The 26,532-nt window shown below is 63.4% G+C and carries 25 protein-coding genes; 12 read left to right on the top strand and 13 right to left on the bottom strand.

Annotated features, from left to right (window positions below; translation table 11 throughout):
• Positions 1 to 5: 5 nt before the first annotated feature.
• Positions 6 to 323 carry a hypothetical protein gene (locus CHB90_RS14355; protein ID WP_089278563.1) on the top strand — a complete coding sequence of 106 codons (318 nt, stop codon included), beginning with the start codon at positions 6 to 8 and terminating at the stop codon, positions 321 to 323.
• Positions 324 to 386: 63 nt separating this feature from the next.
• On the opposite strand, the gene ettA is transcribed toward CHB90_RS14355, so the two are convergent.
• The gene (gene ettA, locus CHB90_RS14350) at positions 387 to 2,042 is read right to left on the bottom strand and encodes an energy-dependent translational throttle protein EttA (RefSeq protein WP_089278562.1); all 1,656 of its coding nucleotides are present in this window, start codon (positions 2,040 to 2,042) and stop codon (positions 387 to 389) included.
• Between the two features lie 182 nt (positions 2,043 to 2,224).
• On the opposite strand from ettA, the gene CHB90_RS14345 reads away from it, so the two are divergent.
• Positions 2,225 to 2,845 carry a nicotinate-nucleotide adenylyltransferase gene (locus CHB90_RS14345; RefSeq protein WP_089278574.1) on the top strand — a complete coding sequence of 207 codons (621 nt, stop codon included), beginning with the start codon at positions 2,225 to 2,227 and terminating at the stop codon, positions 2,843 to 2,845.
• Positions 2,846 to 2,903: 58 nt separating this feature from the next.
• Positions 2,904 to 4,415, top strand: a complete 1,512-nt coding sequence (dacB, locus tag CHB90_RS14340) for a D-alanyl-D-alanine carboxypeptidase/D-alanyl-D-alanine endopeptidase (RefSeq protein ID WP_089278561.1) — start codon at positions 2,904 to 2,906, stop codon at positions 4,413 to 4,415.
• Positions 4,416 to 4,507: 92 nt separating this feature from the next.
• On the opposite strand, the gene CHB90_RS14335 is transcribed toward dacB, so the two are convergent.
• Both CHB90_RS14335 and CHB90_RS14330 read right to left on the bottom strand, forming a co-directional pair.
• The gene (locus CHB90_RS14335; protein ID WP_089278560.1) at positions 4,508 to 4,936 is read right to left on the bottom strand and encodes a L,D-transpeptidase; all 429 of its coding nucleotides are present in this window, start codon (positions 4,934 to 4,936) and stop codon (positions 4,508 to 4,510) included.
• Between the two features lie 181 nt (positions 4,937 to 5,117).
• Positions 5,118 to 5,540, bottom strand: coding sequence for a tellurite resistance TerB family protein (locus tag CHB90_RS14330; protein WP_089278559.1), 423 nt, complete (start codon positions 5,538 to 5,540; stop codon positions 5,118 to 5,120).
• 101 nt (positions 5,541 to 5,641) lie between these two features.
• On the opposite strand from CHB90_RS14330, the gene CHB90_RS14325 reads away from it, so the two are divergent.
• Together CHB90_RS14325 and CHB90_RS14320 are read left to right on the top strand one after the other, a co-directional pair.
• A complete protein-coding gene (locus CHB90_RS14325) occupies positions 5,642 to 7,219 on the top strand; it encodes a lysine--tRNA ligase (RefSeq protein WP_089278558.1) in 1,578 nt (525 codons plus the stop codon).
• Positions 7,220 to 7,308: 89 nt separating this feature from the next.
• The gene (locus CHB90_RS14320; RefSeq protein ID WP_089278557.1) at positions 7,309 to 7,725 is read left to right on the top strand and encodes a DUF4864 domain-containing protein; all 417 of its coding nucleotides are present in this window, start codon (positions 7,309 to 7,311) and stop codon (positions 7,723 to 7,725) included.
• Positions 7,726 to 7,811: 86 nt separating this feature from the next.
• On the opposite strand, the gene CHB90_RS14315 is transcribed toward CHB90_RS14320, so the two are convergent.
• On the bottom strand, positions 7,812 to 8,486 hold the full coding sequence (locus tag CHB90_RS14315; RefSeq protein WP_089278556.1) for a hypothetical protein: 675 nt from the start codon (positions 8,484 to 8,486) through the stop codon (positions 7,812 to 7,814).
• A gap of 148 nt (positions 8,487 to 8,634) precedes the next feature.
• On the opposite strand from CHB90_RS14315, the gene parA reads away from it, so the two are divergent.
• The 7 genes from parA to uvrC all read left to right on the top strand — a co-directional run bounded on the left by parA (position 8,635) and on the right by uvrC (position 17,991).
• Positions 8,635 to 9,276: a ParA family partition ATPase gene (gene parA, locus CHB90_RS14310; protein WP_089278555.1), complete on the top strand. Its 642-nt coding sequence runs from the start codon at positions 8,635 to 8,637 to the stop codon at positions 9,274 to 9,276.
• A 22-nt stretch (positions 9,277 to 9,298) separates the two neighbouring features.
• On the top strand, positions 9,299 to 10,141 hold the full coding sequence (locus CHB90_RS14305) for a DUF6206 family protein (RefSeq protein WP_089278554.1): 843 nt from the start codon (positions 9,299 to 9,301) through the stop codon (positions 10,139 to 10,141).
• Between the two features lie 352 nt (positions 10,142 to 10,493).
• Complete coding sequence (locus CHB90_RS14300; RefSeq protein ID WP_245823252.1) at positions 10,494 to 12,701, top strand: primosomal protein N'; 2,208 nt, start codon at positions 10,494 to 10,496, stop codon at positions 12,699 to 12,701.
• A gap of 369 nt (positions 12,702 to 13,070) precedes the next feature.
• Complete coding sequence (locus CHB90_RS14295) at positions 13,071 to 13,868, top strand: S49 family peptidase (RefSeq protein WP_089278553.1); 798 nt, start codon at positions 13,071 to 13,073, stop codon at positions 13,866 to 13,868.
• 192 nt (positions 13,869 to 14,060) lie between these two features.
• Positions 14,061 to 15,008, top strand: coding sequence for a calcium/sodium antiporter (locus CHB90_RS14285; protein WP_089278551.1), 948 nt, complete (start codon positions 14,061 to 14,063; stop codon positions 15,006 to 15,008).
• Positions 15,009 to 15,019: 11 nt separating this feature from the next.
• Complete coding sequence (locus CHB90_RS14280; RefSeq protein WP_089278550.1) at positions 15,020 to 15,811, top strand: SDR family oxidoreductase; 792 nt, start codon at positions 15,020 to 15,022, stop codon at positions 15,809 to 15,811.
• Positions 15,812 to 16,149: 338 nt separating this feature from the next.
• A complete protein-coding gene (gene uvrC / locus CHB90_RS14275; RefSeq protein ID WP_245823251.1) occupies positions 16,150 to 17,991 on the top strand; it encodes an excinuclease ABC subunit UvrC in 1,842 nt (613 codons plus the stop codon).
• Between the two features lie 190 nt (positions 17,992 to 18,181).
• On the opposite strand, the gene CHB90_RS14270 is transcribed toward uvrC, so the two are convergent.
• From CHB90_RS14270 to tsaB, 9 genes are all read right to left on the bottom strand, one after another.
• Positions 18,182 to 18,613 carry an acyl-CoA thioesterase gene (locus CHB90_RS14270; protein ID WP_089278548.1) on the bottom strand — a complete coding sequence of 144 codons (432 nt, stop codon included), beginning with the start codon at positions 18,611 to 18,613 and terminating at the stop codon, positions 18,182 to 18,184.
• A gap of 10 nt (positions 18,614 to 18,623) precedes the next feature.
• Positions 18,624 to 19,379, bottom strand: a complete 756-nt coding sequence (locus CHB90_RS14265; RefSeq protein WP_089278547.1) for a TIGR02186 family protein — start codon at positions 19,377 to 19,379, stop codon at positions 18,624 to 18,626.
• Positions 19,376 to 20,290, bottom strand: coding sequence for a sulfite exporter TauE/SafE family protein (locus tag CHB90_RS14260; RefSeq protein ID WP_089278546.1), 915 nt, complete (start codon positions 20,288 to 20,290; stop codon positions 19,376 to 19,378). Before CHB90_RS14260 ends, CHB90_RS14265 begins: the two co-directional genes overlap by 4 nt.
• Positions 20,291 to 20,387: 97 nt before the next feature.
• On the bottom strand, positions 20,388 to 21,353 hold the full coding sequence (locus tag CHB90_RS14255) for an ABC transporter permease (protein ID WP_089278545.1): 966 nt from the start codon (positions 21,351 to 21,353) through the stop codon (positions 20,388 to 20,390).
• Positions 21,353 to 22,447, bottom strand: coding sequence for an ABC transporter permease (locus CHB90_RS14250; RefSeq protein WP_089278544.1), 1,095 nt, complete (start codon positions 22,445 to 22,447; stop codon positions 21,353 to 21,355). The genes CHB90_RS14255 and CHB90_RS14250 overlap by 1 nt, the downstream gene beginning before the upstream one ends.
• 50 nt (positions 22,448 to 22,497) lie before the next feature.
• Positions 22,498 to 24,111 carry an ABC transporter ATP-binding protein gene (locus tag CHB90_RS14245; RefSeq protein WP_089278543.1) on the bottom strand — a complete coding sequence of 538 codons (1,614 nt, stop codon included), beginning with the start codon at positions 24,109 to 24,111 and terminating at the stop codon, positions 22,498 to 22,500.
• Between the two features lie 100 nt (positions 24,112 to 24,211).
• Positions 24,212 to 25,216 (bottom strand): BMP family lipoprotein, encoded by a 1,005-nt coding sequence (locus CHB90_RS14240; RefSeq protein WP_089278542.1) that lies wholly within the window; start codon positions 25,214 to 25,216, stop codon positions 24,212 to 24,214.
• A 125-nt stretch (positions 25,217 to 25,341) separates the two neighbouring features.
• Entirely contained in the window at positions 25,342 to 25,755 is a 414-nt protein-coding gene (locus CHB90_RS14235; protein ID WP_089278541.1) for a GNAT family N-acetyltransferase, read from the bottom strand.
• A complete protein-coding gene (tsaB, locus tag CHB90_RS14230) occupies positions 25,745 to 26,398 on the bottom strand; it encodes a tRNA (adenosine(37)-N6)-threonylcarbamoyltransferase complex dimerization subunit type 1 TsaB (RefSeq protein ID WP_089278540.1) in 654 nt (217 codons plus the stop codon). Before tsaB ends, CHB90_RS14235 begins: the two co-directional genes overlap by 11 nt.
• Positions 26,399 to 26,532 lie beyond the last annotated feature (134 nt).

The raw sequence follows: 26,532 nt of genomic DNA, 5'->3' as shown, positions 1-26,532 counted from the left end.
GCCCCATGACATTTGAGGATCTTGCGGCCCGGGTGACCCGTCTGGTGGACGGCGAACTGGCGGGCTTTGCGGTGCGGGGGCGTGGGGATCGTCTGCTGCTGGAAGACTTCGCCCGCCTACGGGTCCGGCGCCCCCGGCCCATCACGGTGAATTTCAGCGGTGGACTGACAGGGATCTGCTACAGCGTGACCCGGTCTGACGGCGACTATTCGGTCCTGTTCATGCCGACGGCAGGCTATTTCAGCCTGTGTGTGGACAGCGTCTTCGGCCCGCTGGATATCGGCGTACACGGCCCGGCGCTGGGTTGTTTTGCTTCCGTCTGAAGGACGAAGGGGCGGACCTCCAAAGACATCCGCCCACCCCGTTGCCGCATTGAATACGGGCGTTTAGCGCACAAACTTCTTGAACTTCACCCGCTTCGGTTCCAGCGCATCTGCCCCCAGACGGCGTTTCTTGTCCTCTTCGTATTCCTCGAAGTTGCCTTCGAACCATTCCACATGCGCCTCACCCTCAAACGCGAGGATATGCGTGCAGATCCGGTCAAGGAAGAAACGGTCGTGCGAGATCACCACGGCGCAACCGGCGAAGTCGACGAGGGCATCCTCCAGCGCTCGCAGGGTTTCGACGTCAAGGTCGTTGGTCGGCTCATCCAGCAGGATGACGTTGCCCCCTTCTTTCAACAGCCGCGCCATGTGGACCCGGTTGCGTTCACCCCCCGACAGCAGGCCGACCTTTTTCTGCTGATCGCCGCCCTTGAAGTTGAAGGCCGAGCAATAGGCGCGGGAGTTCATTTCCGCATCGCCCAGCTTGATCAGTTCGGCCCCGCCAGAGATCGCCTCCCACACGGTTTCATTGGCCGACAGGTCATCGCGCGACTGGTCGACATAGGCCAGTTGCACGGTGTCGCCCAGTTCGATGCTGCCCGCATCGGGTTTGTCCTGACTGGTGATCATCTTGAACAGCGTGGATTTACCCGCGCCGTTGGGGCCAATCACGCCGACGATGCCACCGGGCGGCAGCGAAAAGGACAGATCTTCGATCAACAGCTTGTCGCCCATGGCCTTGGTCAGGTTTTCGACCTCGATCACGCGCGACCCAAGGCGTTGGCCGTTGGGGATGATGATCTGCGCGCGGGCCAGCTTTTCCCGCTCTGACTGGTTGGCAAGGTCGTTGTAGGCGCTGATCCGGGCCTTGGATTTCGACTGGCGTGCCTTGGCGCCCTGCCGCATCCAGTCCAGTTCGCGTTCCAGCGTCTTTTGCTTGGCCTTGTCCTCACGCGCCTCTTGGCTGAGGCGTTTGGCCTTTTGTTCCAGCCAGGCCGAATAGTTGCCCTCATACGGAATGCCGCGACCGCGATCCAGTTCGAGGATCCAGCTGGTGATATCATCAAGGAAATAGCGGTCGTGGGTGACGATCAGGATCGTGCCCTTGTATTCCATCAGGTGGTTTTGCAGCCAGGCGATGGTTTCAGCGTCAAGGTGGTTGGTCGGTTCGTCCAGCAGCAGCATGTCGGGCGCTTCGAGCAGTAGTTTGCACAGTGCGACACGGCGCGCTTCACCGCCTGACAGGGTGGTGATATCGGCGTCATCAGCGGGGCAGCGCAGGGCCTCCATCGCGACGTCGATCTGGCTGTCCAGATCCCACAGGTTTTCTGCGTCGATCTGATCCTGCAGCGCGGCCATCTCTTCGGCGGTTTCATCCGAATAGTTCATCGCCAGTTCGTTGTACTTGTCGAGGATGGCCTTCTTTGAGGCCACGCCCAGCATGACGTTTTCGCGCACTGTCAGGGTTTCGTCCAGTTTCGGCTCCTGCGGGAGGTAGCCCACCTTGGCGCCCTCGGCGGACCACGCTTCACCGGTGAAATCCTTGTCGAGGCCGGCCATGATCTTCATCAGGGTGGATTTACCAGAGCCGTTGACGCCGACGACACCGATCTTGACACCGGGGAGAAAGTTCAGGCGGATGTTTTCAAAGCATTTCTTGCCGCCCGGATAGGTCTTGGAGACGCCATCCATGTGATAGACATACTGGTACGAGGCCATGATCCGCTCCTGCGCGCTTGTGCGTTGTTCGGCACGGAGTACCGCGTTGCCGGGACAGGTGCAATCAGAGGCGGGCGCGCGCGGTATTCTTGCGGAGGCGACCCCAAGCGCGTATCGGGGGCGCGTTGCTTGGGACGCAGGAGGGGCGCCGCGTGCCACCAGAGATGGATCACGGAACAGAAATGGGCAGATGTCTGGGCGGTGCTGCCCTACCAAGGGGCGCGCGGGTCGGGCTGCTGGGCGGGTCGTTCGATCCGCCTCACGAGGGCCATCTGCATTTGTCACGGGAGGCCCTGAAGCGGTTTGATCTGGATCTTGTTGTCTGGTTGATCAGTCCCGGGAATCCGCTGAAACCCAATCCTCCGGCACCCCTGGCGGACCGGATGGCGGCGGCTGGTGCGCTGGTGGATCACCCGCGCATCCGGATCAGCGATTTTGAGGCGCGGTTAGGCACACGCTACACGGCGCAAACTCTGGCCAGCCTGCAACAGCAGTTCCGCGACGTTCAGTTTGTTTGGTTGATGGGGGCAGACAATCTTGCGCAGTTTCACCTTTGGGAAGACTGGAAGGACATTCTGAGGACAGTGCCGGTGGGAGTTCTGGCGCGCCCGGGTTTGCGGATCGCCGCGCGCAGTTCGCCCGCGGCGCGGATATTTCGGGCGGCACGCATCCCGGCAGGGGCGTCGCATTTGCTGGGCGCGGCCGACGCACCCGCCTGGTGTTTTGTGAACATCCCGATGATGGACGTCAGCTCCAGCGCGATCCGGGCCATGGGCCGCTGGGCAACAGGGCGCAAATCGTGAACTGCTGCGGTCCAGTTGTCAGTTGCCCGCAGGTGCGGGATTCGCTTAGATCACGCGCATGACGAAAGGCTTTTCCAGACGTGCCTTCATGGGAGGGACTGCCGGGCTGGCGCTAGGCGGGGCGTTGCCCGGCTGGGCGCGCGCGCCGGACACCTCCTTGCGCCCGGTGGCGCGGGCAGATGATTTCCGCAAACGGGTACAGCCCCCCGCCGAGGCGCTGATTGAACGCGCGGCGCTGGACGGCGACGTCAGTTTTGCCGTGGCCCGGTTGCAGAACGGCGAATTGCTGGAGACACATTCCCCGGATGTGGACCTGCCTCCGGCCAGCGTGGCCAAGGCGTTGACCGCTGGCTATGCGCTGGACGTGCTGGGACCGGCGCATCACTTTGTCACCCGCGTGATCGCCACCGGCCCGGTGACGGACGGTGTTGTTCAGGGGGATCTGGTGCTGGCGGGCGGCGGCGATCCGACGCTGGACACCGACGCGCTGGCCGATCTGGCCAAGGCGGTCAGCGCGGCGGGCGTGACCGGCGTGACAGGTGGGCTAAAGGTCTGGGGCGGGGCGCTGCCGTCACTGCCCGGGATAGACGCCAGCCAGCCGGATCATGTGGGCTATAATCCCTCGGTGTCGGGTCTGAACCTGAACTATAACCGGGTGCATTTCGAATGGCGCCGCGCCGGGGCGGATTATGCAGTCACGATGCAGGCACGATCCAGCGCACATCGGCCTGATGTGCTGATGGCGCGCATGGCGCTGATTGATCGCAGCCTTCCAGTCTATACCTATGAGGACGCGGGCGGGCGCGACAACTGGACCGTGGCGCGTGGTGCGCTGGGCGATGGCGGCGCACGCTGGCTGCCGGTCAAGAAACCCGAATCCTATGCCGGTGAGGTTTTTCAAACCATGCTGGCGGCCAATGGCGTGCGCGTCAGTGGTGCCAAAACTGCCGCGGCACTGCCTGCGGGCGAGGTGCTGGCCAGCCATGACAGCCAGCCCTTGCGGATCATCCTGCGCGACATGCTGAAATGGTCGACCAACCTGACGGCAGAGGCGGTGGGCCTTGCGGCGACGGTCAAGCGGACCGGCGTCGTTCCTGCCTCGCTGGCGGCCTCCGCGGCCGAGATGAACGTCTGGGCGCAAACACGGCTGGGAGTGTCGGGCCTTGCGCTAGTCGACCATTCCGGGCTGGGCGATCAAAGCCGGATCAGCGCGCGTGAAATGATGGGATGCCTGCGCGCCTTGCGGATGACCATGGGGATCAAGCCGCTGCTCAAGGATATTCCGATGCGCGACGACTCGTATGCCGTGGTTGAGGATCACCCGGTCAAGGTGCGGGCAAAGACCGGGACATTGAACTTTGTCAGCGGGTTGGCCGGGTTCATCGACCTGCCGGATGGCACCGAACTGGTCTTTGCAATCTTTGCCACCGACTTGCCGCGCCGCGACGCCCTGACCAAGGCGCAGCGTGAACGGCCCGATGGCGGGCGCAGTTGGAACAGCCGTGCAAAGATCCTGCAACAGGGACTGATCGAACGTTGGGGCGTGCTGTACGAAAGCGATCCGGCCTGAGACGCAGACACGGGATGCAGGCATGAAAAAGGCCCCGTAATGGGTACGGGGCCTTTGGTCTGACGGGCAGCGCCAAGCTGCCGGGACAAAACTCAGTTGTCGATCACGACCTTCATGTTCTTTTTGCCGACTTGCTGGGTCAGCTTGAACAGCAGGGCCGCATGTTCGGGATGCAGGCGCACACAGCCAGCAGAGGCGGGACGGCCAAGGCGACTGATCTGATCGGTGCCGTGGATCGCATAATCCCCGTTGTAGAAGATGGCGAAAGGCATCGGCGCGTTGTTGTAGATGCTGGACCGGTGATGCTTGGACAGCCAATAGGCGTTCCACTGGCCGCGCGGCGTAATCTTGCCATTGCGGGCGGTGGACACGGGCCAGCGATAGGCGACCTGACCGTTGTAGATCACGGTCATTGTCTGAGTTGATACATCAACCTTGGCCACAAGTGGCGCGGCCATGGACATCAATGGGGTCAGACAGAGTAGGGCCACGGCAAGCGCGGCAGCGTAAAAACGATTCATATGTCCCTCCAGGTAACAAGCTTGGCAGCTTCGGCAAAAAAATGCCTGAAGGGACCCTACTACGCGGTTAACCGCCGGTCAGTCGGGGATTCCCGACCTTGCGGATTCCAAGGAAAACAAGCTTTTCGGATATGGGATTTATGCAACGGTTTGATGAGAGTTTCAGCCAAACCCTGCTTCGTCAGGGCTGAAGGTGCCGCGCGCGGGCGCCACGTTCGATTGCGGCGGCGTGCAGGCGATCAAGATTGAGCTCATAGCGAATCTCTTCGAGCAGGCGCAGTTCTGCTTCGCGCAGCGTGCCGTCGGCGGCGGCCACGTCACAGGCCAGCGCATATGCCGTCTCGAACAGTCGTTCGGGCAGGTTGTCGCGGATCAGCCCGAACAGCGCATCAAGTCCGTCTTCCTGATCGAACAGTTCGAAAATTAAGCTGGACATGGTGCGGACCCGGTCGGCATCGTAGTCGGCAAAGATCGGCAGCATGTTCACGGCGCTTTCGATCTTGATCAACTCGGCGGTGCGGACGTTCTCGTCCGAGGCCGAGACGGCGATCATCAGCGCCACAAGGCAATCCTGCGGGCTGAGCGGTTGGGTGTCATCGGTCATTTTGGGCCTCGGGTTGTTTGCGGCGATGCAGCGCAATTTATTGACGCAGACCCCAAGGAGCAATAGGAAGCGCGCGCAACATTTCCCCAAGGAGAACCGAAATGTCCGATCTGCGCGATGCGGCGATGAGTGCCAAGGCCTGGCCGTTCGAAGAAGCGCGCCGGATCCTGAAACGGTATGAAAAAGCGCCCCCCGAAAAGGGTTATGTGCTTTTCGAGACCGGCTATGGTCCCTCGGGTTTGCCGCATATCGGCACCTTTGGTGAGGTTCTGCGGACCACCATGATCCGTCGCGCGTTTGAGACGATGTCTGACATTCCGACGCGGCTGATCTGTTTTTCCGACGATCTGGACGGGATGCGCAAGGTTCCGGGCAATGTGCCTAATCAGGAGATGTTGCAGGAGCACCTGCAAAAGCCGCTGACATCGGTGCCCGATCCGTTTGGCACACACGACAGCTTTGGCGATCATAACAACGCCATGCTGCGGCGGTTCCTCGATACCTTCGGGTTCGACTATGAGTTTTATTCGGCAACAGAATTCTATCGCACCGGCCAGTTCGACGCGACGCTGATGCTGGCCGCGGAACGCTATGACGACGTGATGAAGATCATGCTGAAGTCGCTGCGCGAGGAGCGTCGTCAGACCTATTCGATCTTCCTGCCGATCCACCCGGAAACGGGTCGCGTGCTGTATGTCCCGATGAAAAACGTCGATGCGGCAAAGGGCGAGATCACCTTTGACGATGAGACCGGACGCGAATGGACGCTGCCGATCACCGGCGGCAACGTAAAGTTGCAGTGGAAGCCGGACTTTGGCGCACGCTGGGCGGCACTGGGTGTCGATTTCGAGATGTACGGCAAGGACCATTCGACCAATACGCCGATTTATGACGGCATCTGCCGGGCGCTGGGGGCAAAGGCGCCCGAGCATTTCACCTATGAGCTGTTCCTTGACGACAAGGGGCAGAAGATTTCCAAGTCGTCGGGCAACGGCATTTCGATCGATGAGTGGCTGACCTATGCCTCGACCGAGTCTCTGTCCTATTTCATGTTCCAAAAGCCCAAGACGGCAAAGCGGATGTATTTCGATGTCATTCCCAAGGCGATGGACGAATACCACCAGCAGCTGCGCGCCTACGCGACGCAGGATCTAAAGGCGCAATTGTCGAACCCGGTCTGGCACATTCACGGCGGCGATGTGCCGGAATCGAAGATGGTTGTGCCGTTCTCGATGTTGCTGAACCTTGCCAGCGCGGCAGGGGCCCACGACAAGGACACGCTGTGGGGCTTTATCCGCCGCTACGCGCCCGACGCCACGGCACAGACCCATCCGGATCTGGATGCGGCGGCAGGATATGCGGTGAAGTATTGCGAAGACTTCGTTCTGCCGAACAAGACCTTCCGCGCACCGGATGACAAAGAGCGCGCCGCGATGACAGATCTGGCCGCGCAGTTGAAGGCGCATGATGGCGCGACGGATGACGAAACGCTGCAATCCATGGTCTTTGCCGTCGGCAAGGCGCATGAGTTCGAGAACCTGCGCGATTGGTTCAAGGCGCTCTACGAGGTGCTGTTGGGTCAGAGCCAGGGACCGAGATTTGGCGGTTTCATCGCGCTCTACGGTGTCGATGAAACCGTGGCGCTGATCGAAAAAGGGCTGGCGGGTAAACTGGGCTGACAAGCCCGGTCGATTTGGGCATCGCCGCTTCGTGATTGTGACAGTTGCGCCTCGCGGCCTACCTCTGGGAAAGCCGCGAGGAGGATACCATGCGTAAAATATTGATCGGGCTGGCCATGGCGGCCGCCCTTGCCGGGGCGGTCCGGGCGCAGGACGCCCTGACGCCCAACCCGCAGATCCAAGGCATTATTCAGGGTCAGATCGACGCCTTTCAAAGCGATGATTTCGTGACGGCCTTTGGCTTTGCCAGTCCGGGCATTCGGGGAACCTTTCGCACGCCAGAGAATTTTGGCGCGATGGTGCAGCAAGGCTATCCGATGGTCTGGCGTCCGCAGGATGTGCGCTTTGGTCCTCTGCGCGAGATCGACGGCGGCCTGTGGCAACAGGTGCTGATTCAGGACACCGGCGGCCAAAGCTATATCGTGGAATACCGTATGGAGCAGGTGGATGGCGCGTGGCGGATATCCGGGGTCCAGGTGATCCCGGCGCCGGGCCTGTCAACCTGACGGTGCGGGACGGGAGCGGCGCTCGCGCGCGCTGCGCGCATTGCCCCGCCCACCGTCCCCGGCCGAAAGAGACCGTTTCGTGAGATCTAGAAGTCGGTCCAGACACCGAACTTGAGCCCCATAAACGTGTCACCCGTCAGCCCCCATGTAACCCCGGTTTCAAGTTTCACCGGCCCCCGCAGAGGCAGCACGAGCGATGGCGCCACGCGGACAAAGGGATCGCGCCCATCGGGCTGGCCGGTCTGAACCTGAAGGATCAGCTTGCGGTCCTTGGACAGGTTGCGCCCCCATGTCATGTCCAGCTTGAGATCGGTACGGCCCGTGTCGACATAGCTTTCGGCGACGCTGTCGATCGACAACCAGCCGGTCTTGAGGCCCCAGCCAAGCGATAGACCGGGACGCAACACGCGCTTGCCCGAAATGATGCCCAAACCAAACTGTGCAGAGATCTGCGGACCCTTTTCGGCCTGCCGCACAGGCCATTGGAAAAACAGGACCGACTTGCCGCTGCCAGACACCGAATGGCCGATATCCGCGCCAACGGTCAGCCGGTCGGTCAACCCGTATTCCATGTAGAGGGTCGAATAGTCGTCCGTCGGGTCCATTGATGTCCATGTGCCCATGTCCTGCGGCCAGCCCAGCCGGATGGACAAGCTGGCAAAACCGTCGCCCTGCTTGCGCGGCCACGCCCCGGCTTGCGCCGAAGAGGCGACAAGGCAGCTGATCACGGAACAGGCAAAGAGACGGACGACTGGGGACATCTGTGCTGCGCGGCCGCGCCTCCGTTAAGGCATTGTTTACCAAGGTAGGGGCGGATTGGTTAACGAGAGGTGAATCAATCCGCCGGAGGGACTGGATTCCCCGCGCGCTGGGGTGCAAGGTCCGTTGAGGTGGTGTGCGGGGGATGTCATGGCTGGACGGGTGATCACGGTTGCGCAGCAAAAGGGCGGCAGCGGCAAGACGACGCTGGCGGCGCATCTGGCGCTGGGTTTTCACGGTCAGGGCAAACGTGTCGCGGTGGTGGATCTTGACCCGCAGGGCAGTCTTGGCCGGTGGTTCATGACCCGGATCGAAAATGCGCCAGAGACCTGCGAGGGGCTGGAATTTGCGACCTCCTCTGCCTGGGGCATTTCCTACGAGGTGCGCAAGCTATCGGCCTCCAACGACATTGTCATCATCGACACCCCGCCCAAGGCGGACAGTGATCTGCGCCCGGCGCTGCGCGTGGCGGATCTGGTGGTGGTGCCGGTGGCGGTCAGCCATGTGGATCTGTGGGCGACCGAAGGCGTGCTGGATCTGGCCGCGCGGGAAAACTGTGCCACGCTGCTGGTGATGAACCGGACCCGCGTGGGTACGCGTCTGAACGCGGAAGTGGCAGAGGCAGCATCACGTCTTGGGGCAGAGGTGGCGCGGGCCAGCCTAGGCAACCGCGTCGGCTATGCCGAGGCGCTGGGGCAGGGGCGCGGTGCGCATGAGGGCGGCAAATCACCCGCCCGGGATGAAATCGCGGCGCTGTTGCAGGAGGTGGCGGAGCGGCTTGGGACCGGGTAAAGGGGCGCCAAGGAGACGCCCGATGACCGATCTTGACGCACTTTCCCAGTTGATCCGCTCCGACGCTCAGGCGCGGGGGCAGACGATTTCCCGCCTTGGCTATTTCTGCGCGCCCTTCCGCCCGGCCAGCGGTCCGCTGTCGGACAAGGTGATCAAAGTCTATCGCGGCTTGCGTGACGTTGCGGCGCTGGAAAGACTGAATCAGTGCCACGACGATTACGTCGACGCGCTGCTGGCGGGCGGCGTTCCCATGCCGCAGACCGAGTTTCATCTGCTCGACCTGGACGGGACCAAGGTGCCGGTGATCGTACAAGAGGCGCTGCCTATGGACAGCCTGATGCGCCCCATGATGCAAGACGCGCCGGTGTCCACCACGCTGGAGATGATGGAGGCGGCAGGGCAGGTCATCGCCCGCTTTTGGCATTGGGCAGCAGCGCAGGAGGGCCGGATCGGCTTTCACCCCTCGATTCGCAACTTTGGGATCATTGACGGCAGTGCGGTGTTTTTCGACACGTTTCCGCCGCTGATCCACTACAGCCGCGAAGAAATGGGCAGGATGCTGCTGACCTTTTCGGACAAACGCCTGATGCGCGTGATCGGACCGCTGATGCAGACACGCGTGACGGGTATTCAGGACGAATGGTATTCGCCAGCAGAGACGCTGGTGGGACTGGTCGGCTCGGCCTGCCGGTTGCGCCCGGATCATGCGGCGGCCTACCTTGATTGGGGCCGGGATTTCGTTGGCCGTGAGATGACGCCCTGGGCCGATGAGGCGTTGGCGGGGCTGAACGCGCCGCCCAAACTGCCGGGCTACTGGACCGGGTTTCGCAAGCTGCTGGGCCTGCAGGGTGAACCGAACGTCTGATGGGGTGATGTGACAGACCCCCACTTCGCGGTACATGCCAGAAATGGCGCGCAATAGATGTCATTCGGCTGGGTCGCGCGGTTGGGATGCTCCGCAGCGGGTCTTTCTTCAGAGAAGTAATCACGGCATTCTCCCAATTTCTTCTGGCCAAAAATATCCCGGGGGAGGCGACCAAAGGGAGACGGGGGCAGCGCCCCCAACCATCGGATCGGCCCTGACGCAGAACCTTCTGCCAGCCCCTTTTCCTGTTCCTGGCACTGTCCAGCCGACCGAATAATCGAATGGCCTCGGCAAAGAAAGTCGTTGTGCCCAGCCGTGACGGCTTGGCCTTTTGCGCGTGGGGAATTACGCCATGGACATGCCAAGCAAGACACCGGATTTCTTTGACACTGGCGCGCTGGTGGGCGTGCTGACCACGCAGCCGCTGGACCGGGTGCTGGATTATCGCGCGCCTGAGGGCGGGTGCTGGCTGGGGGCCTACGTCGAGGTGCCGCTGGGGCCGCGCAAGGTGCTGGGCGTTGTCTGGGGGCCTGGGCGCGGCGATTTCGACCTGTCAAAGATTCGCGCCGTGAACCGGGTGCTGGATGTCGCCCCGATGCGCGAAGAGATGCGGTTGTTCATCGAAAAGTCCGCCGCCTACACCCTGACCCCTTTGACGGCGATGCTGCGGTTGGCGACGCGGGCGCCGGGGCTGGGCGATCCGCCGTCGATGCGCAAGGTCTACCGACTGGGCGATGGAGAGCCGCCGCGCATGACCGACGCGCGTACCCGCGTTTTGGATGCGGCGCGTGAGATGGGCGGCATGTCACTGACGTTGAAGGAGCTGGCAGAGGCGGCCGGGGTGACGCCGTCGGTGGTTAAGGGGCTGGTCAAAAGCGGCGCGATCCTTGAGGAGGACACACCGCGCGACACGGCCTTTCCCCGTTTGGACGCGGAGTATGGCGGCAAGGAACTGACAGAGGATCAGGCTGCCGCGGCAGAGGTCTTGCGCGCCGGTCAGCGGGCCGGCCGCTATGAGACCGTGTTGCTGAAAGGCGTGACCGGGTCGGGCAAGACCGAGGTCTACCTGGAGGCGGTGGCAGAGGCACTGCGGCAGGGGCGGCAGGCGCTGGTCCTGCTGCCGGAGATTGCCCTGTCGGCAGAGTTCCTGACACGGGTCGAGGCGCGTTTTGGCGCGCGCCCGGCCGAATGGCACTCTGGCGTGACGATGACCGAACGGCGGCGGGTTTGGCGTATGGTCGGTGAGGGCAAGGCACAGGTGGTGGTCGGTGCCCGGTCCGCGCTGTTCCTGCCGTTCCAGAACCTTGGCGTAATCGTCGTCGATGAGGAACATGACACGTCCTACAAGCAAGAGGATGGCGTACTGTACAACGCCCGCGACATGGCGGTGTTGCGGGCGTCCATTCTGGGCGCGCAGGTGGTGCTGGCCTCGGCCACGCCCGCGCTGGAAAGCTGGGCCAATGCGGATGCGGGCAAGTACAAGCGGCTGGTGCTGACCTCGCGCTTTGGTCCGGCGGTGATGCCTCAGATGCGGGCGATTGACATGCGGGCGGAGGATCTGCCCTCGGGGACGTGGATTTCGCCGACCTTGCAGGCGGCGGTTCGGGCGCGGATGGAAAAGGGCGAACAGGCGCTGCTGTTCCTGAACCGGCGTGGCTATGCGCCGGTGACCCTGTGCCGGGCGTGTGGCGAACAGATAGCCTGTGATCATTGCGATGCGCGCATGGTAGAGCATCGCTTTCTCAAACGGCTGATCTGTCATCAGTGTGGTGAAAGCAAACCCGTGCCGGAGATCTGCCCATCCTGTCAGGTCGAGGGCAAGCTCGCCGCTGTGGGGCCAGGGGTGGAGCGGTTGGCCGAAGAGGCGGCGGCAAAGTTTCCCGACACGCGGATAGCTGTGCTGTCTTCGGACCTGTTCGGGACGGCGCGTGAGCTGAAGGCGCAGATCGAGACGATTGCGGCGGGCGGGGCGGATATCATCATCGGCACGCAGCTGGTGGCCAAGGGGCACAACTTTCCCCACCTGACGCTGGTAGGCGTGATCGATTCGGACCTGGGCCTGCAAGGGTCGGACCTGCGCGCAGCCGAGCGGACCTTTCAATTGATGCGGCAGGTGGCGGGGCGTGCGGGGCGGGCGGAAAAGCCGGGGCAGGCGCTGTTGCAGACCTTTCAGCCCGAGCATCCGGTGATCCGGGCCATTCTGGCGGGCGATGAAGAGGCGTTCTGGAAGGCCGAGGCAGATGAGCGGCGTCTGGCCGGGATGCCGCCCTATGGGCGGCTGGCGGGCATCATTCTGTCGGGTGGGGACGTGGCAAAGGTGTTTGATCTGGGCAATTATCTGGCCCGAAACGATGCCGCCCTGAGGCGGGTCGATGCGGTTGTCTGGGGGCCTGCGCCCGCGCCCATCGCAAGGGTGAGGGGGCGGCATCGGGTGCGGCTGCTGGTGAAGGCGCCCAAGGGCGTGGCCTTGCAAGGGGCGCTGGCGGACTGGGTCGGTCAGGTCAAGCTGACCGGCGATTTGCGCATGGCGATCGATATTGATCCGCAGAGTTTTTTCTGAGGCAAATGAAAAGCTGTCCACGCGTGGACAGGATGGGTGACGTCGCGTCTTCAGTGGGTTGCAGAGACGGTTTTACCTTTGGTTTACCCTTGGCTCGAAAACGCGGGCGCGCATTTGGGGGGAGTCGGGGTGAGAAACCCCTGCTCGCCACACAGGTATCGCGCTTTCTCGGGGAACCTGAGTTTGCCTGAATCCTTGGGACGTGTCGCAGGTGAGGGTGCGCCCCCAAGTCTGTCCAAGCCCGGGACCAGCAGGTTCCCCGGCGTCGTGGCCGCGCGTCCCGGAAATCGCGCGACCAAAGCGCCACAACGAAGGGAGTTTTCAGGGGTCGCCTTGTTTGTCCCTCTGGCCGCCTCTACATCGCCAGCCATGAGACGTTGGATCCCCTTTCTGAAATCCTCTCCACGGGTGTCGGTTGTGCGCTTGCAAGGCGCCATCGGCGTGCCGGGACGGTCCAGCATCAGCGACCGTTCGGTCGCGGGTATGCTGGAAAAGGCCTTTCGGTCCAAACCGGACGCCGTCGCGCTGGAGATCAACTCGCCCGGCGGGTCGCCGGTGCAAAGCTCTTTGATCGGCGCGCGCATCCGGCGGCTGGCGGATGAGCACGAGGTGCCGGTGATTGCCTTTGTCGAGGACGTGGCGGCCTCTGGCGGCTATTGGATCGCAAGTGCGGCAGATGAGATCATCGCCGACCCCAGTTCGATCCTTGGGTCCATCGGGGTGATTTCATCGGGCTTTGGCGCGTCCGAGTTCCTGCAACGGCAGGGGATTGAACGCCGCGTGCACACCGCTGGCAAATCCAAGAGCATGCTGGACCCGTTCCGCCCCGAAAAGCCTGAGGACGTTGCCCGCCTGACCCGGCTGCTGGAACAGTTGCACGGCACGTTTATTGCCCAGATCCGGGACCGGCGCGGCGACAAGCTGACCGAAAATCCGGAACTGTTCACCGGCGAGGTCTGGATTGGGCAATCGGCGGTGGATGAGGGGCTGGCCGATGGCATCGGACACCTGGTGCCCGCCATGAAGGCGCGTTTTGGTGACAAGGTGCGTTTCAAACGCTTTGAACAGCGCAAGCCGCTGCTGCCGCGTCTGGGCGCGCAGGTGGTGCAGGGCACGCTGGGCGAGATCGAGGAACGCGCGGACTACGCGCGGTTTGGTCTGTCTTGATCGTCAAGATTGTCGCCCTTTTCCTGGCATTCATTGCCATTTTGGGATTCTTCGGCAAGTTGCGCGTGCCGGGGGCACGTCAGCTGGGCCAGTTGCGCGACCGCGCGCGGCTGGGATCAAAGAAATGTCCGCACTGTGGCCGGTACAAGATCGGCAAGGGCCCCTGCGACTGCCGAAAGGGGAAGACCTGAGATGGTTTACGGCTACGCGGCTCTTGGCCTGGTCATCCTGTTGCTGGCCGGTGATGCGCTTGTCAAAGGGGCGGTGAACGTCTCTTTGCGCATGGGGATTCCGGCGCTGATCGTCAGCCTGACCATTGTCGCCTTTGGCACCTCGGCACCCGAATTGCTGATTTCCATCAAGGCGGCGCTGGAAAATGCGCCGGGCATTGCGCTGGGCAACGTGGTGGGGTCGAACACCGCCAATGTGCTGCTGGTGCTGGGTGTGCCCGGCCTGATCACGATCATGCACACCAGCCAATGTGATACCCGGTCCAGCTATGTGCAGATGATGGGCGCGACGCTGGTCTTTATCGCGCTGGCGTTCCGGGGCGTGTTTGACATGACGGCGGGCATCGGCCTGCTGGTCTTGCTGGTGGTCATTCTTGGCGGTCAGGTCCGTGATGCGCTGCGTCACCGGGCGAGTGGCGTTGCGGACGCCGACCTTGAAGAGCCCGAGGGCGCGGACCCGGACATGCCGTGGTGGAAGATCGGGTTGTTTCTGGCGCTGGGCCTGATCGGCCTGCCGCTGGGCGCGGATCTGCTGGTCGACAGCGCCGAGGAAATCGCCCGTATGTATGGCGTGCCGGATGCGGTGATCGGCCTGACGCTGGTTGCGCTGGGCACATCGCTGCCGGAACTGGCGACAACGGTGATGGCGGCGATCCGCAGGCAGGCGGATGTGGCCATCGGCAACGTGATCGGGTCGAACCTGTTCAACCTGCTGGCCATCATCGGGGTCGCCTCGCTGATCGCGCCGATAGAGGTCAGCCCGGGGTTCTTGCAGTTTGACCTGTGGGTCATGCTGGGGGCCTCTGCCTTGCTGATGCCGTTTGTCTTTTTCGGCCGCGACATTGGCCGCGTCTGGGGCGTGCTCTTGTCGGGGCTTTATGTGAGCTATGTCGTCATCGTATTGACCTGACGGAGGAGCACATGAGCGGAGTGGCGGGACGCGCACTGGTGACAGGGGCGGGGCGGCGTTTGGGCCGCGCCATGGCAGAGACGCTGGCAGCGCAGGGCTACGCGGTGGCGGTGCATTACGCGGGATCGCAGCAGGCGGCGCAGGAGGTCGTTTCGGGCATCGTCGCGCGCGGCGGGCAGGCGGTGGCCTTGCAGGCGGATCTGCTGGTCGAGGACGAGGCGCAGGCATTGGTGGGGCGCGCGGCGCAGGCGCTGGGCGGGCCGCTGACGGTGCTGGTCAACAATGCCTCGATCTTTGAACACGATGACATCACCAGCGCCACGCGCGACAGTTGGGACCGGCATTTTGAGAGCAACCTGCGCGCGCCTTTTGTGCTGACGCAGGCCTTTGCGGCGCAGGTGCCGGAACCGGTGATGGATGCGCGTGCAGAGCCGGTGGCGCAGGGGCTGGTGGTCAACATGATTGACCAGCGGGTGCGCAAGCTGACGCCCGAGTTCATGAGCTACACTCTGGCGAAATCGGCGCTGTGGACGCTGACCCAGACTGCGGCGCAGGCGTTGGCCCCAAAGGTGCGGGTGAACGCGATCGGACCGGGGCCGACGTTGCAGGGCGGGCGGCAGGATGCCGAATCGTTTGCACGCCAGCGCGCGGCCACGGTGTCGGGACGGGGCGTCAACCCTGAGGATATCACCGATGCGTTGGAGTTCTTCCTGAAGGCGAAAGCGGTGACCGGGCAGCTGTTCTGCATCGACGGGGGGCAGCACCTGGCCTGGCAGACACCGGATGTAACGGGTGTCGAGTGACCTGCCGTCGGGGAAGTTTTGCACTGGTCACAAACCCTTAACAAAAGCGTTACGAAAAGATGAAGATTCTCAATAGCTTGTAAGGTGGCTGGTTTTATTTTCAATAAAATCAATGGCTTGAATTATTGCCTAAAATTTGTGCAGCGCCGCGAAGTGGGCCTGAAACAAGGAGAATTTCGACATGCCCGGAAATTGCCCGCAGGTTTATCCACAGTTTCGGTGGATGCAATAACACTTGAACCGGGCTAAGCCGCGTTGCAGCAAAGGCAAGGAATCGCGCATCGGTCTGCAGGGGCGTATGGCTGCCGGTCGGGACTTGGCAAGGGAGGGATTCCACCGTGGCAAACGGGCACGACATCATTCAGGGCTATCTGAATTCGCTGGACAGTTCGCCCGGCGTTTACCGGATGCTGGATGACCAGAGCCGCGTTCTGTACGTCGGCAAGGCGCGCAACCTGAAGGCGCGGGTGTCGAGCTATGCGCGGCCCACCGGGCATTCGCGCCGCATCGAACGGATGATCTCTGACACCGCGTCGATGATGTTCCTGACCACCCGGACAGAGACCGAGGCGCTGCTGCTGGAGCAGAACCTGATCAAGCAGTTGAAGCCCAAGTTCAACGTGCTGCTGCGTGACGACAAGTCCTTTCCCAACATCGTTGTGACCGATCATGACTACCCGATGATCAAGAAGCATCGCGGCGCGAAAAAGGAGAAGGGCGATTACTACGGCCCCTTTGCCAGCGCGGGGGCGGTCAACCGGGTGCTGAACCAGTTGCAGAAGGCGTTTTTGCTGCGCAACTGCTCGGATTCCATGTTCGACACCCGCACGCGGCCCTGTCTGCAACACCAGATCAAACGCTGTAGCGCGCCCTGTGTCGGCAAGATCAGCCCCGAAGAGTATGGCGCAAGCGTTAGGGATGCGCAGCGGTTCCTGTCGGGGCGCTCGACCCAGATCCAGGCGCAGTTGAAGTTACAGATGGCCGAAGCATCCGAGGCGATGGAGTTTGAGCGTGCGGCGGCCTTGCGCGATCGTATCCGGGCGTTGACGCAGGTGCAGACGGCGCAGGGGATCAACCCGCAGACCACCGCCGAGGCGGATGTGATCGCGCTGCACATGGAGGGCGGACAGGCCTGTGTACAGGTGTTTTTCATCCGTGCGAACCAGAACTGGGGCAATCAGGATTTCTACCCCCGCGTCGGCGAGGACGTGAGCCATGCGGAGGCCATGGAGGCCTTTCTGGGCCAGTTCTACGACCAGAAGGAACCGGCGCGTCTGCTGCTGCTGAGCCACGGGATCGAGGACGCGGACCTGATGTGTGAGGCGCTGTCGGACAAGGCGGGCCGCAAGGTCGAGATCACCGTGCCGCAGCGGGGCGAAAAGGCGGAACTGATCGACGGAGCGCTGCGCAACGCCAAGGAGAGCCTTGGCCGCAAGATGTCGGAAAGCGCGGCGCAGACCAAACTGTTGAAGGGGCTGGCCGAGGCGTTTGACCTGGACGCGCCGCCCGCGCGGGTCGAGGTCTATGACAACAGCCACATCCAGGGCACCAACGCGGTGGGCGGGATGATCGTGGCCGGGCCGGACGGGTTCATGAAGAACCAGTACCGCAAGTTCAACATCAAGGGTGCGGACCTGGTGCCCGGCGATGACTTTGGCATGATGAAGGAGGTCCTGCATAGGCGTCTGACGCGGTTGCAGAAGGACGATCCGGACCGGGACAAGGGGCTGTGGCCTGACCTGATGCTGATCGACGGCGGCGCGGGGCAGGTGTCGGCGGTGGCCGAGATCATGGCGGAACACGGCGTGGACGATCTGCCGTTTGTCGGGGTCGCCAAGGGTATCGACCGCGACGCGGGCAAGGAGGAATTTCACCGTGTCGGGCAGCGGCCCTTTGCGCTGCGGCACAACGATCCGGTGCTATATTTCGTCCAACGCCTGCGCGACGAGGCGCACCGCTTTGCCATTGGCACCCACCGGGCGAAGCGGGCGAAATCGCAGATGGCCAACCCGCTGGACGAGGTGCCCGGTGTTGGCGCGGCCCGCAGGCGCGCGCTGATGGCGCATTTCGGCTCTGCCAAGGCGGTGAGCCGCGCCAACCTGGCCGATCTGAAGGCGGTGGAGGGGGTCAGCGCGGCACTGGCGGAGCGGGTCTACGCCTATTTCCACGAAAAGGGGTGAGGGGGCGTGATCCGGCTGGCCCGCCGTTGGCAGGGCTGGTTGAGCCTGCGGGACAAGCCCGCAGGCGGTGAGGGGCGCTGCCCCTCTTGGCCGATGGCCAATTCACCCCGGGATATTTTTGGCCAGAAGAAGCGTGGGGCGGTTTGGCGTTTGGGACGGATGTCTGGTTCGGATGTCTGGTGTCTGGGTGTCAGGGCAGGAGGGTCTGCAGGGTTTCGCGGAGAGCGGGGGGGAGCGGCGTGGGACGGCCGTCTGTGTCGGTCAGGACCTGGGTGAAGAACCCTTCGGTGCAGGCGGTGCTGTCGTCGTTGCGGAACAGGCCGACCTCTGTGCGCATGGAGGAGGTGCCGAGGTGGCCAAGGCGCAGGCCTGCGTGGATCAGGTCGGGGAAGCCCGCCTCTGCATGGTAGCGGCAGCCGGTTTCCACCACGAGCAGGCGCATGGCCTGCGGTCCGCGGATCGCGATGCCGTTGTCCATCTGCCACAGGCTGATCGCCGTGTCGAACAGCGACAGGTAGGTGGCGTTGTTCATGTGGCCGTATTCGTCGTTGTCCATCCAGCGGGTCGGCAGGGTGCGGAAGGCGCGGTATTGGCTGCGGGTGCCGGGGGGCGTTCGGGTCATGGGGCGGGGCCTATTGTGATCTCAGGACGCGGAAGGCGGCGGAGGCACCCCAGCCAGCCGCGATGGCGATGAACAGTGACATCAGGCCGTAGACCAGGGGCTGTTGACGCGAGAGCACGAAGAGCCAGCGTTCCAGGCCGACTTTGCGCACCTCGATTTCGGTCTCGTAGGAGGCGACGACGGTGCCGCCCCGTGTGAGGAAGATGCGCGTCGGGTAGGTGCCTTCGGTCAGGTTGGCGGGCATCGAGACGGCGGTGTTGAAGAGGGTTTCCTCGCGCACGGTCACGGTGTTTTCGAGCAGTTGGTAGGTGCCGTCACGGCTGCGGATGCGGATCACCGCCTCTGTGAAGCTTTGCGCATCGGGGACGTCCATCGGGGCCCCGACAGAGCGGATGGCGCGCGGGATCGAGATCCGGTGGCGCAGGTCCTCTGTGTCCGAGATCACCGCGTCCCAGGGGGCCGAGGTGGCGATGGCGTAGAAGCTGGGCGCGGAGTCCACCTCGACCGCATGGGCGTTGACCCAGATGCCGAACCGGCGCGCCTGTCGCCAGACGTTGAGGGGCTTGTGCGGGCCGGCGACCGCGACAATCACCTGAAGCGGGTCGCCGGTGATCGGGGTGTCCCGTTTGACCGCGCCGAAGATCAGGATGTCGGAGCCGTCGAAATCGGTGGAGATCTGGACGATGTCCTTGCTCAGGCCCAGCACGACTTCCTCTGCGCGGGCGGGCAGCGCGAGGAGCAGGAGGAGGATCAGCCAGCGGGTCATGAGCCGGGAACCTCGGCGATGACATAGAGTTCGGACGGGGTCAGCAGCAGATCGAGCGCCAGCTTGCCACAGACCAGTAGGACAAGACCGGCCAGCAGGATGCGCAATTGTTCGGCCCGCAGCCGCATGCCGATGGTGGTGCCGACCTGCGCGCCCACGACGCCGCCGACCAGCAGCAGCACCGCCAGCATGACGTCGACGGTATAGTTGGTCGTGGCATGCAGCAGCGTGGTGAAGGCGGTGACAAAGATGATCTGGAACAGAGAGGTGCCGATGACGACCTTGGTCGGCATGTTCAGCAGGTAGATCATGGCGGGCACCATGATAAAGCCACCGCCGACGCCCATGACGGCGGCGAGCACCCCCACGGCGAGGCCTACCACCAGCGGCGGGATGACGGAGATATACAGTCCCGAGGTGCGGAACCGGATCTTGAACGGCAGCGCGTGGATCCAGTTGTGTTTCTTGCGCTTGGGCGGTGTGCCGCGGCGGGATTTGCGCAGGGCATTCAGGCTTTCGACAAACATCAGCGCGCCGATGATGCCGAGGAACACGACGTAGCACAGGTTGATCAGCAGATCGACCTGGCCCAGCGATTTCAGGTAGTTGAACAGTACGACGCCAATCGCCGCGCCGACAAGGCCGCCAATCAGCAGGACCGTGCCCATTCGGAGGTCCACCGTCTTGCGTTTGAGGTGTGCCATCAGGCCGGACACCGATGCGGCGACGATCTGGTTTGCCCCGGTGGCGACGGCCACAGCAGGCGGCACGCCGATGAAAAACAGCAGCGGAGTCATCAGAAATCCGCCGCCCACGCCGAACATTCCCGACAATATCCCGACCAGCCCCCCGAGGCCGAGGAGGAGGAAAACGTTCACTGAGACTTCGGCGATGGGAAGGTAGACCTGCATGAGCCAAGCTAGCCCCATGCGCGGGGAGGTTGCAAGTGCAGCATTGCGCCAGTGGCGCCGTGGTCAATGCGCGGGAGAGCGGGAATCGCCGTGGCGATTACCGCTCTTTGACGTAGGGTTCGCCGCCGGCGCGGGGCGGGATCGCCTTGCCCACGAACCCGGCGAGGATGACCACGGTCAGAATGTAGGGCAGTGCGTCCATGACCTGTACCGGCACGACAAAGGCACCAAGGTCAATGTTCTGGAACCGCAGCGCCACGGCCTGCAGGAACCCGAAGAGCAGGCAGGCCCCCAGCGCGTACCAAGGCCGCCATTTGGCAAAGATCAGCGCGGCAAGCGCGATGTACCCCCGTCCGGCGGTCATTTCGCGCACAAAGCCTGCTTGCAGGCCAGTGGCGAGATAAGCCCCCGCCAGACCGCACAGCACACCCGCGATGGCGATGGAGGCAAAGCGCAGCCCGACGACAGAGACCCCGGCGGTATCCACCGCCTCTGGCGCCTCACCGACCGCGCGCAGGCGCAGGCCGAACCGGGTGCGGAACATGACCCACCACGTCAGAGGCACCAGCAGGAACGCGACATAGACAAGGATCGAGTGGCCCGAGATCAGATCGGCATAGATCGGCCCGAGAACCGGCACGGGGCGCAGGCTGTCGGCGAATGGCAGGGTCAGTTCACTGAACCGCGCGCCACCAACCAGGGACGGCGTGCGCCCGCCCTGGGAAAACCACGTCTGGGCGATCAGCACGGTCAGCCCGGAGGCGAGGAAATTCAGCGCCACGCCGGAAATGATCTGGTTGCCGCGAAAGGTGATCGAGGCCAGTCCGTGAATGGCCGACAGCGCCATGGACGAGACGACGCCCGCCAGCAGGCCCAGCCAGACCGACCCGGTCATGAAGGCCACGGCGGCGGAAAAGAACGCGGCGATCAGCATCTTGCCCTCTAGCCCGATGTCGACAATGCCAGAGCGTTCCGAAAACAACCCCGCAAGGCAGGCCAGCAACAGGGGCGTGGACAGGCGGATGGTGCTGTCGAGCACCTGGATGACCGTGTTGAAATCCATCACACGTCTCCCTTGCGGAAGGAAAGAAAGATCTTTTCCAGCGGCATTCGGATCATGTTGTCCAGCGCGCCGGTGAACAGGATCACCAGTGCCTGAATGACCGTCACCAGCTCACGCGGGATCGAGGTCCAGAAGGCAAGCTCTGCCCCGCCCTGATAGAGAAAGCCGAACAACAGCGCGGCAAGGAATACGCCGACCGGATGGGACCGGCCCATGAGGGCCACGGCGATGCCGAGGAAACCCGCCCCTTCGGCGGCGTTGAGCACCAGGCGCTCTGCCTCACCCATGGTGGTGTTCAGCGCCATCATGCCCGCCAGACCGCCCGAGATCAGCATGGTGATGACGGTGATCTTGACCGGCGAGATACCGGCGTATTTCGCCGCCGTCTCTGAATTGCCAAAGGCGCGGATTTCATAGCCCAGCCGGGTGCGCCAGATCAGCAGCCAGACCAGAATGCAGGCGAGGACGGCGACGAAAAAGGACACATTCGCAGGAGAGCCGCGAAACAGAACCGTCTCCGAGGTCGAGAACATCTGCTGGAACGTCGGCAAAAAGGTCTCTTCGGGGAAGCGGCCCGAGGCGGGCTCCATCGACCCCTGCGGTTTCAGGACGTTGACCAGAACATAGTTCAGCACCGCCGAGGCGATGAAATTGAACATGATCGTGGTGATCACGATATGGCTGCCGCGTTTGGCCTGCAGGTAGCCCGGGATCAGCGCCCATGCCGCGCCAAAGATCGCCGATGAGGCGGTGGCCCCGATCAGAGCAATGCTCCAGTGTGGCCATGGGACATAGAGACAGGCCAGCGCCACGCCAAGACCGCCGATCAGGGCCTGCCCCTCGCCGCCGATGTTGAACATCTTGGCCTGAAAGGCGACCGCGACCGCCAGCCCGGTAAAGGTGAAGTTGGTGGCATAGTACAGCGTATAGCCCCAGCCAGAGGACTTCATCAGCGCGCCGTCGACCATCAACTGAAAGGCCGTGACCGGGTTCTCGCCGATGGCAAGGATCACAAGGGCCGAGATCGCGGCGGCCAGCAGCACCGAAATCACAGGAACAAGGACCGCGTCGGCCCAGGCTGGCATCTTATCCATGCGGCGACTCCATCCGGATCAGGGGGGCAGGCAGGCGCGTGTGCAGGAGATCAGCCATTTTTTTTCGCGGCCTCCTCACGCCGTTTCTTTGCTTCGAGTTGTTCGTTCACCACCTCGATCAGTGGTTTGTCCTTGTCGGGCATCTCTGTCACGCCCGCCATGAGCAGGCCCAGTTCGGTCTGGTTGGTCTCGGACGGCAGCCGTTCGCCCATGATCTCACCGTCGAACATCACCGCGATGCGGTCCGACAGGGACAGGATTTCGTCCAGTTCGACCGACACCAGCAGGATGGCCTTGCCCTTGTCACGCAGGGCGACGATCTGTTGGTGAATAAATTCGATCGCGCCGATGTCGACGCCGCGCGTGGGCTGGCCGACCAGCAGGATTTCAGGGTTGCGTTCGATCTCGCGGGCGAGGACCAGTTTTTGCTGGTTGCCGCCCGAAAAGTTACGCGCGGCGAGGTTTGCATTTGGCGGACGGACGTCGAACCGCATCATCTTTTGCGCGGCCTCTTCCTTGATCGCGGCGTTGTTCATCAGCGGGCCGGATTGGTAGGCCGCGTCGTTGTGATAGCCAAAGATCAGGTTTTCCCAAGCGGCGAACGGCAGGATCAGCGCCTCGTGGTGGCGGTCCTCGGGGACATGGGCGATGCCGCGCGCGCGGCGGCTTTTCCCGTCCGAATAATTGCCGGTCAGGTCGATGTCCTGCCCGTTGACGCGCACCGTCCCGGTGGCGTCGGCATAGCCGCCCAGCACATGCAGCAGATGCGTCTGGCCGTTGCCGGAAACGCCCGCCAGTCCCAGGATTTCACCCGCGCGCACGGTAAACGAGATGCCTTTGAGCCGCTCAACCCCGGCCTCATCGACATGGCGCAGGTTTTCAACCTCCAGCACGGGTTTGCCGTGTTTGGCGGGGGTCTTGTCGACGCGTAGCAGCACCTTGCGGCCCACCATCAGCTCTGCCAGCTGTTCGGGGCTGGTTTCTGATGTCTTGACCGTGGCCGTCATCTCACCCCGGCGCATGACCGACACGGTGTCGGTGATTTCCATGATCTCACGCAGCTTGTGCGTGATCAGGATGATCGTCTTGCCCTCTCGTTTCAGCCCTTCGAGGATGCGGAACAGGTGGTCGGCCTCGGCGGGGGTCAGCACGCCGGTCGGCTCATCCAGGATCAGGATTTCCGCCTCGCGGTAGAGCGCCTTGAGGATTTCGACCCGTTGCTGGTGGCCGACGGACAGATCCTCGATCAGCGCGTCGGGATCGACCTGCAGTTCGTATTCTTCGGCCAGATGCTTGAGCACGCCGCGCGCCTTGGCCAGCGAGGTTTGCAGCAGGGCACCGTCCTCGACGCCCAGAATGACGTTTTCGAGGACGGAAAAATTCTGAACCAGCTTGAAGTGCTGAAAGACCATGCCGATGCCGGCGCTGATCGCGGCCTGGCTGTCGGGGATCGCGGTCTTTTTGCCGTTGATGAAAATATCCCCTTTGTCGGCTTTGTAATAGCCGTAGAGGATCGACATCAGGGTCGATTTGCCCGCGCCGTTTTCGCCGATGATGCCATGGATCGTGCCGGGCATCACGCGGATCGCGATGTCCTTGTTGGCCTGCACGGGGCCAAAGGCCTTGGAGATGCCTTTGAGTTCGATGGCGGGGGTGTCGGTCATGTCATTGCGGCTTTCGCAGGCGAAGGCAGAGGGGCCGCATTGGCGGCGGCCCCTCGAGAAAGGCGGTCCGGGCGCAGGATGCGCCCGGAGAGATGGTGGATCAGAAGTTCAGAACCGGGCAGGCGTCGTCGGACGAATAGTCGTGGACCGAGATTTCGCCGGCAATGATCTGCTCGCGCGCGGCATCCACGGCGGCCTTCATCTCGGCGCTGACCAGGTCGGCGTTGTTGTCGTCGAGCGCGTAGCCGACGCCGTTGTTGGCCAGACCCAGCGCGATCACGCCGGTTTCCAGATCGGGACCGGCCGACATGGCGTCGAACACGGCGACATCGACGCGCTTGAGCATCGAGGTCAGGACCGAACCGGGGTGCAGGTAGTTCTGGTTGCTGTCCACGCCGATCGACAGGATGCCCTCGTCGGCGGCGGTTTGCAGCACGCCCAGACCGGTGCCGCCAGCGGCAGCATAGATCACGTCGGCGCCCTGCGAAATCTGCGCCTTGGCCAGTTCCGACCCCTTGACCGGGTCATTCCATGCGGCGGGGGTGGTGCCGGTCATGTTGGAAATGACCTTGGCATCCGGTTTGACCGCCAGCACGCCCTGCGCATAGCCGCAGGCAAACTTGCGGATCAGCGGAATGTCCATGCCGCCGACAAAGCCCACGGTATCGGATTCGGAGGCCATCGCCGCCATCATGCCGACAAGGTAGCTGCCTTCATGCTCGGCAAACAGGACCGACAGGACGTTGGGGTGTGCCTCGGGATCGACATAGCCGTCGATTGTGACAAACTTGGTGTCCGGATACTCGGGTGCCACGGCGGTGATCGGCGTGGACATCGAAAAGCCGGTGGTCACGATCGGGTTGAAACCGGCCTCGGCGAAGCGGCGCAGGGCCTGCTCACGCTGGACTTCGGACTGCAATTCGATGTCGCGGTAGTTGCCGCCGGTTTCGGCCTTGTACCGTTCGGCACCATTGAAACCGGCCTCGTTGAAGGATTTGTCGAACTTGCCGCCGAGGTCATAGATCAGCGCCGCGTCGGCAACTGCCGCGCCGGCGCTGAGGGCCAGTGCGGCGACAGTGCCGAGGGTCTTGGCAAAGAAGGTCATGGAAGGCTCCCTGGTGTGACGGGCAGATTTTCCGCCCGGTCTGTTTATGATGCGGCAATGAAAGCCGCAGGGGACAGGGGGGGTCAACCGATTTTTGCAGAGGGACCAATGCCAAAGGCCTGACGTCAGGGCAATGCGCGCGACATGATCAGGGCATCATCCCGCGTGCCGTCGGGGCGCGGATAGTAGCCGCGACGCAGGCCTGCGCGGGTGTAACCTTGTCCGGAATAGAACGCGCGGGCCGGGTCATTGGCCGCCGCGACCTCCAGAAACACGCGCGTTGCCCCGCGCGCGGCGGCCTGCGTGTGAAAGACGGTCAGGGCGCGCGATGCCTCTCCGGTGCGTTGCCTGTCGGGATCGGCAGCCAGCGCAAGGATTTCGGCCTCGTCGGCGATGATCTGGCCCAGCACAAAGGCGTGGTCCGTTGTCGCCAGCAGGCTATGCGGGCTGGACAGGGTTTGGGCAAACTGCGCGGCGCTCCACGGTGTCAGGTGGCGGTAGGCGCGGTGGGTGAGCGCCGCGAGGGTCTCAGGCGTCATCCAGAATCACCGGTGGCGCATCGCGCGAAGGGGCGGCATCCGCAGGTTTGAGGTACAAGGGCGCGGGGCGTGGCAGCGGGTCGCGCCAGCGGGACGCCGCGATGCGCGCCACGGCAGAGGCCGGGGCATAGCGGGCGGGGGTGCTGGTGGCACTAAGGTGCGCCGCAACGGCCTCGGCGGCGGAGCCGACGCAGGTCAGGCCGGGCTGTGACCAGACGGGCGGAATGTCTGCCACGGCGACCAGCTGCGCGTGGATATCGGGCATCATGCCCTGCGATTGCACATAGGCCTGTTCACGCGGGGCGGTGAGACAGGACAGCACAGGGCCGGGGGTATCGAGCGCCGCCGCCTCCAGCAGCGACACGCCGACCGCCGGAATGCCCAGCGACAAGGCCAGACCACGGGCCGCCGCCACTGAAATGCGCACCCCGGTGAAATTGCCGGGACCAACGCCCACGCCAAGGGCGTCCAGATCGCCCCAGCCAAGGCCAGCCTCTGCCAACACCTCTGTCAGCAAGGGCATCAGGCGTTCGGCCTGACCGCGCGCCATGTCCTCATGGGCGGCGGCGATCACATCGCCCCCGTCGAACAGCGCCGCGCCCACATGGGCGGCAGAGGTATCAAAGCCAAGGATGAGCGTCATGCGGTCCACGTGCCTGAAAGGGGGGCGGCGCGGTGCGTCAAGCCGCTGTCGCCCCGCGCGACCATGGGCGGACGCGCCGCAGGCAAAAGGGCGCCGCAACAGCAGCGCCCTGAAAACGGGTTTGGTTTGGGTCC

Source organism: Antarctobacter heliothermus (assembly GCF_900188425.1).
In the GTDB taxonomy this organism is placed as follows: Bacteria; Pseudomonadota; Alphaproteobacteria; order Rhodobacterales; family Rhodobacteraceae; genus Antarctobacter; species Antarctobacter heliothermus.
This window is presented reverse-complemented; position numbering and strand designations above follow the sequence as displayed.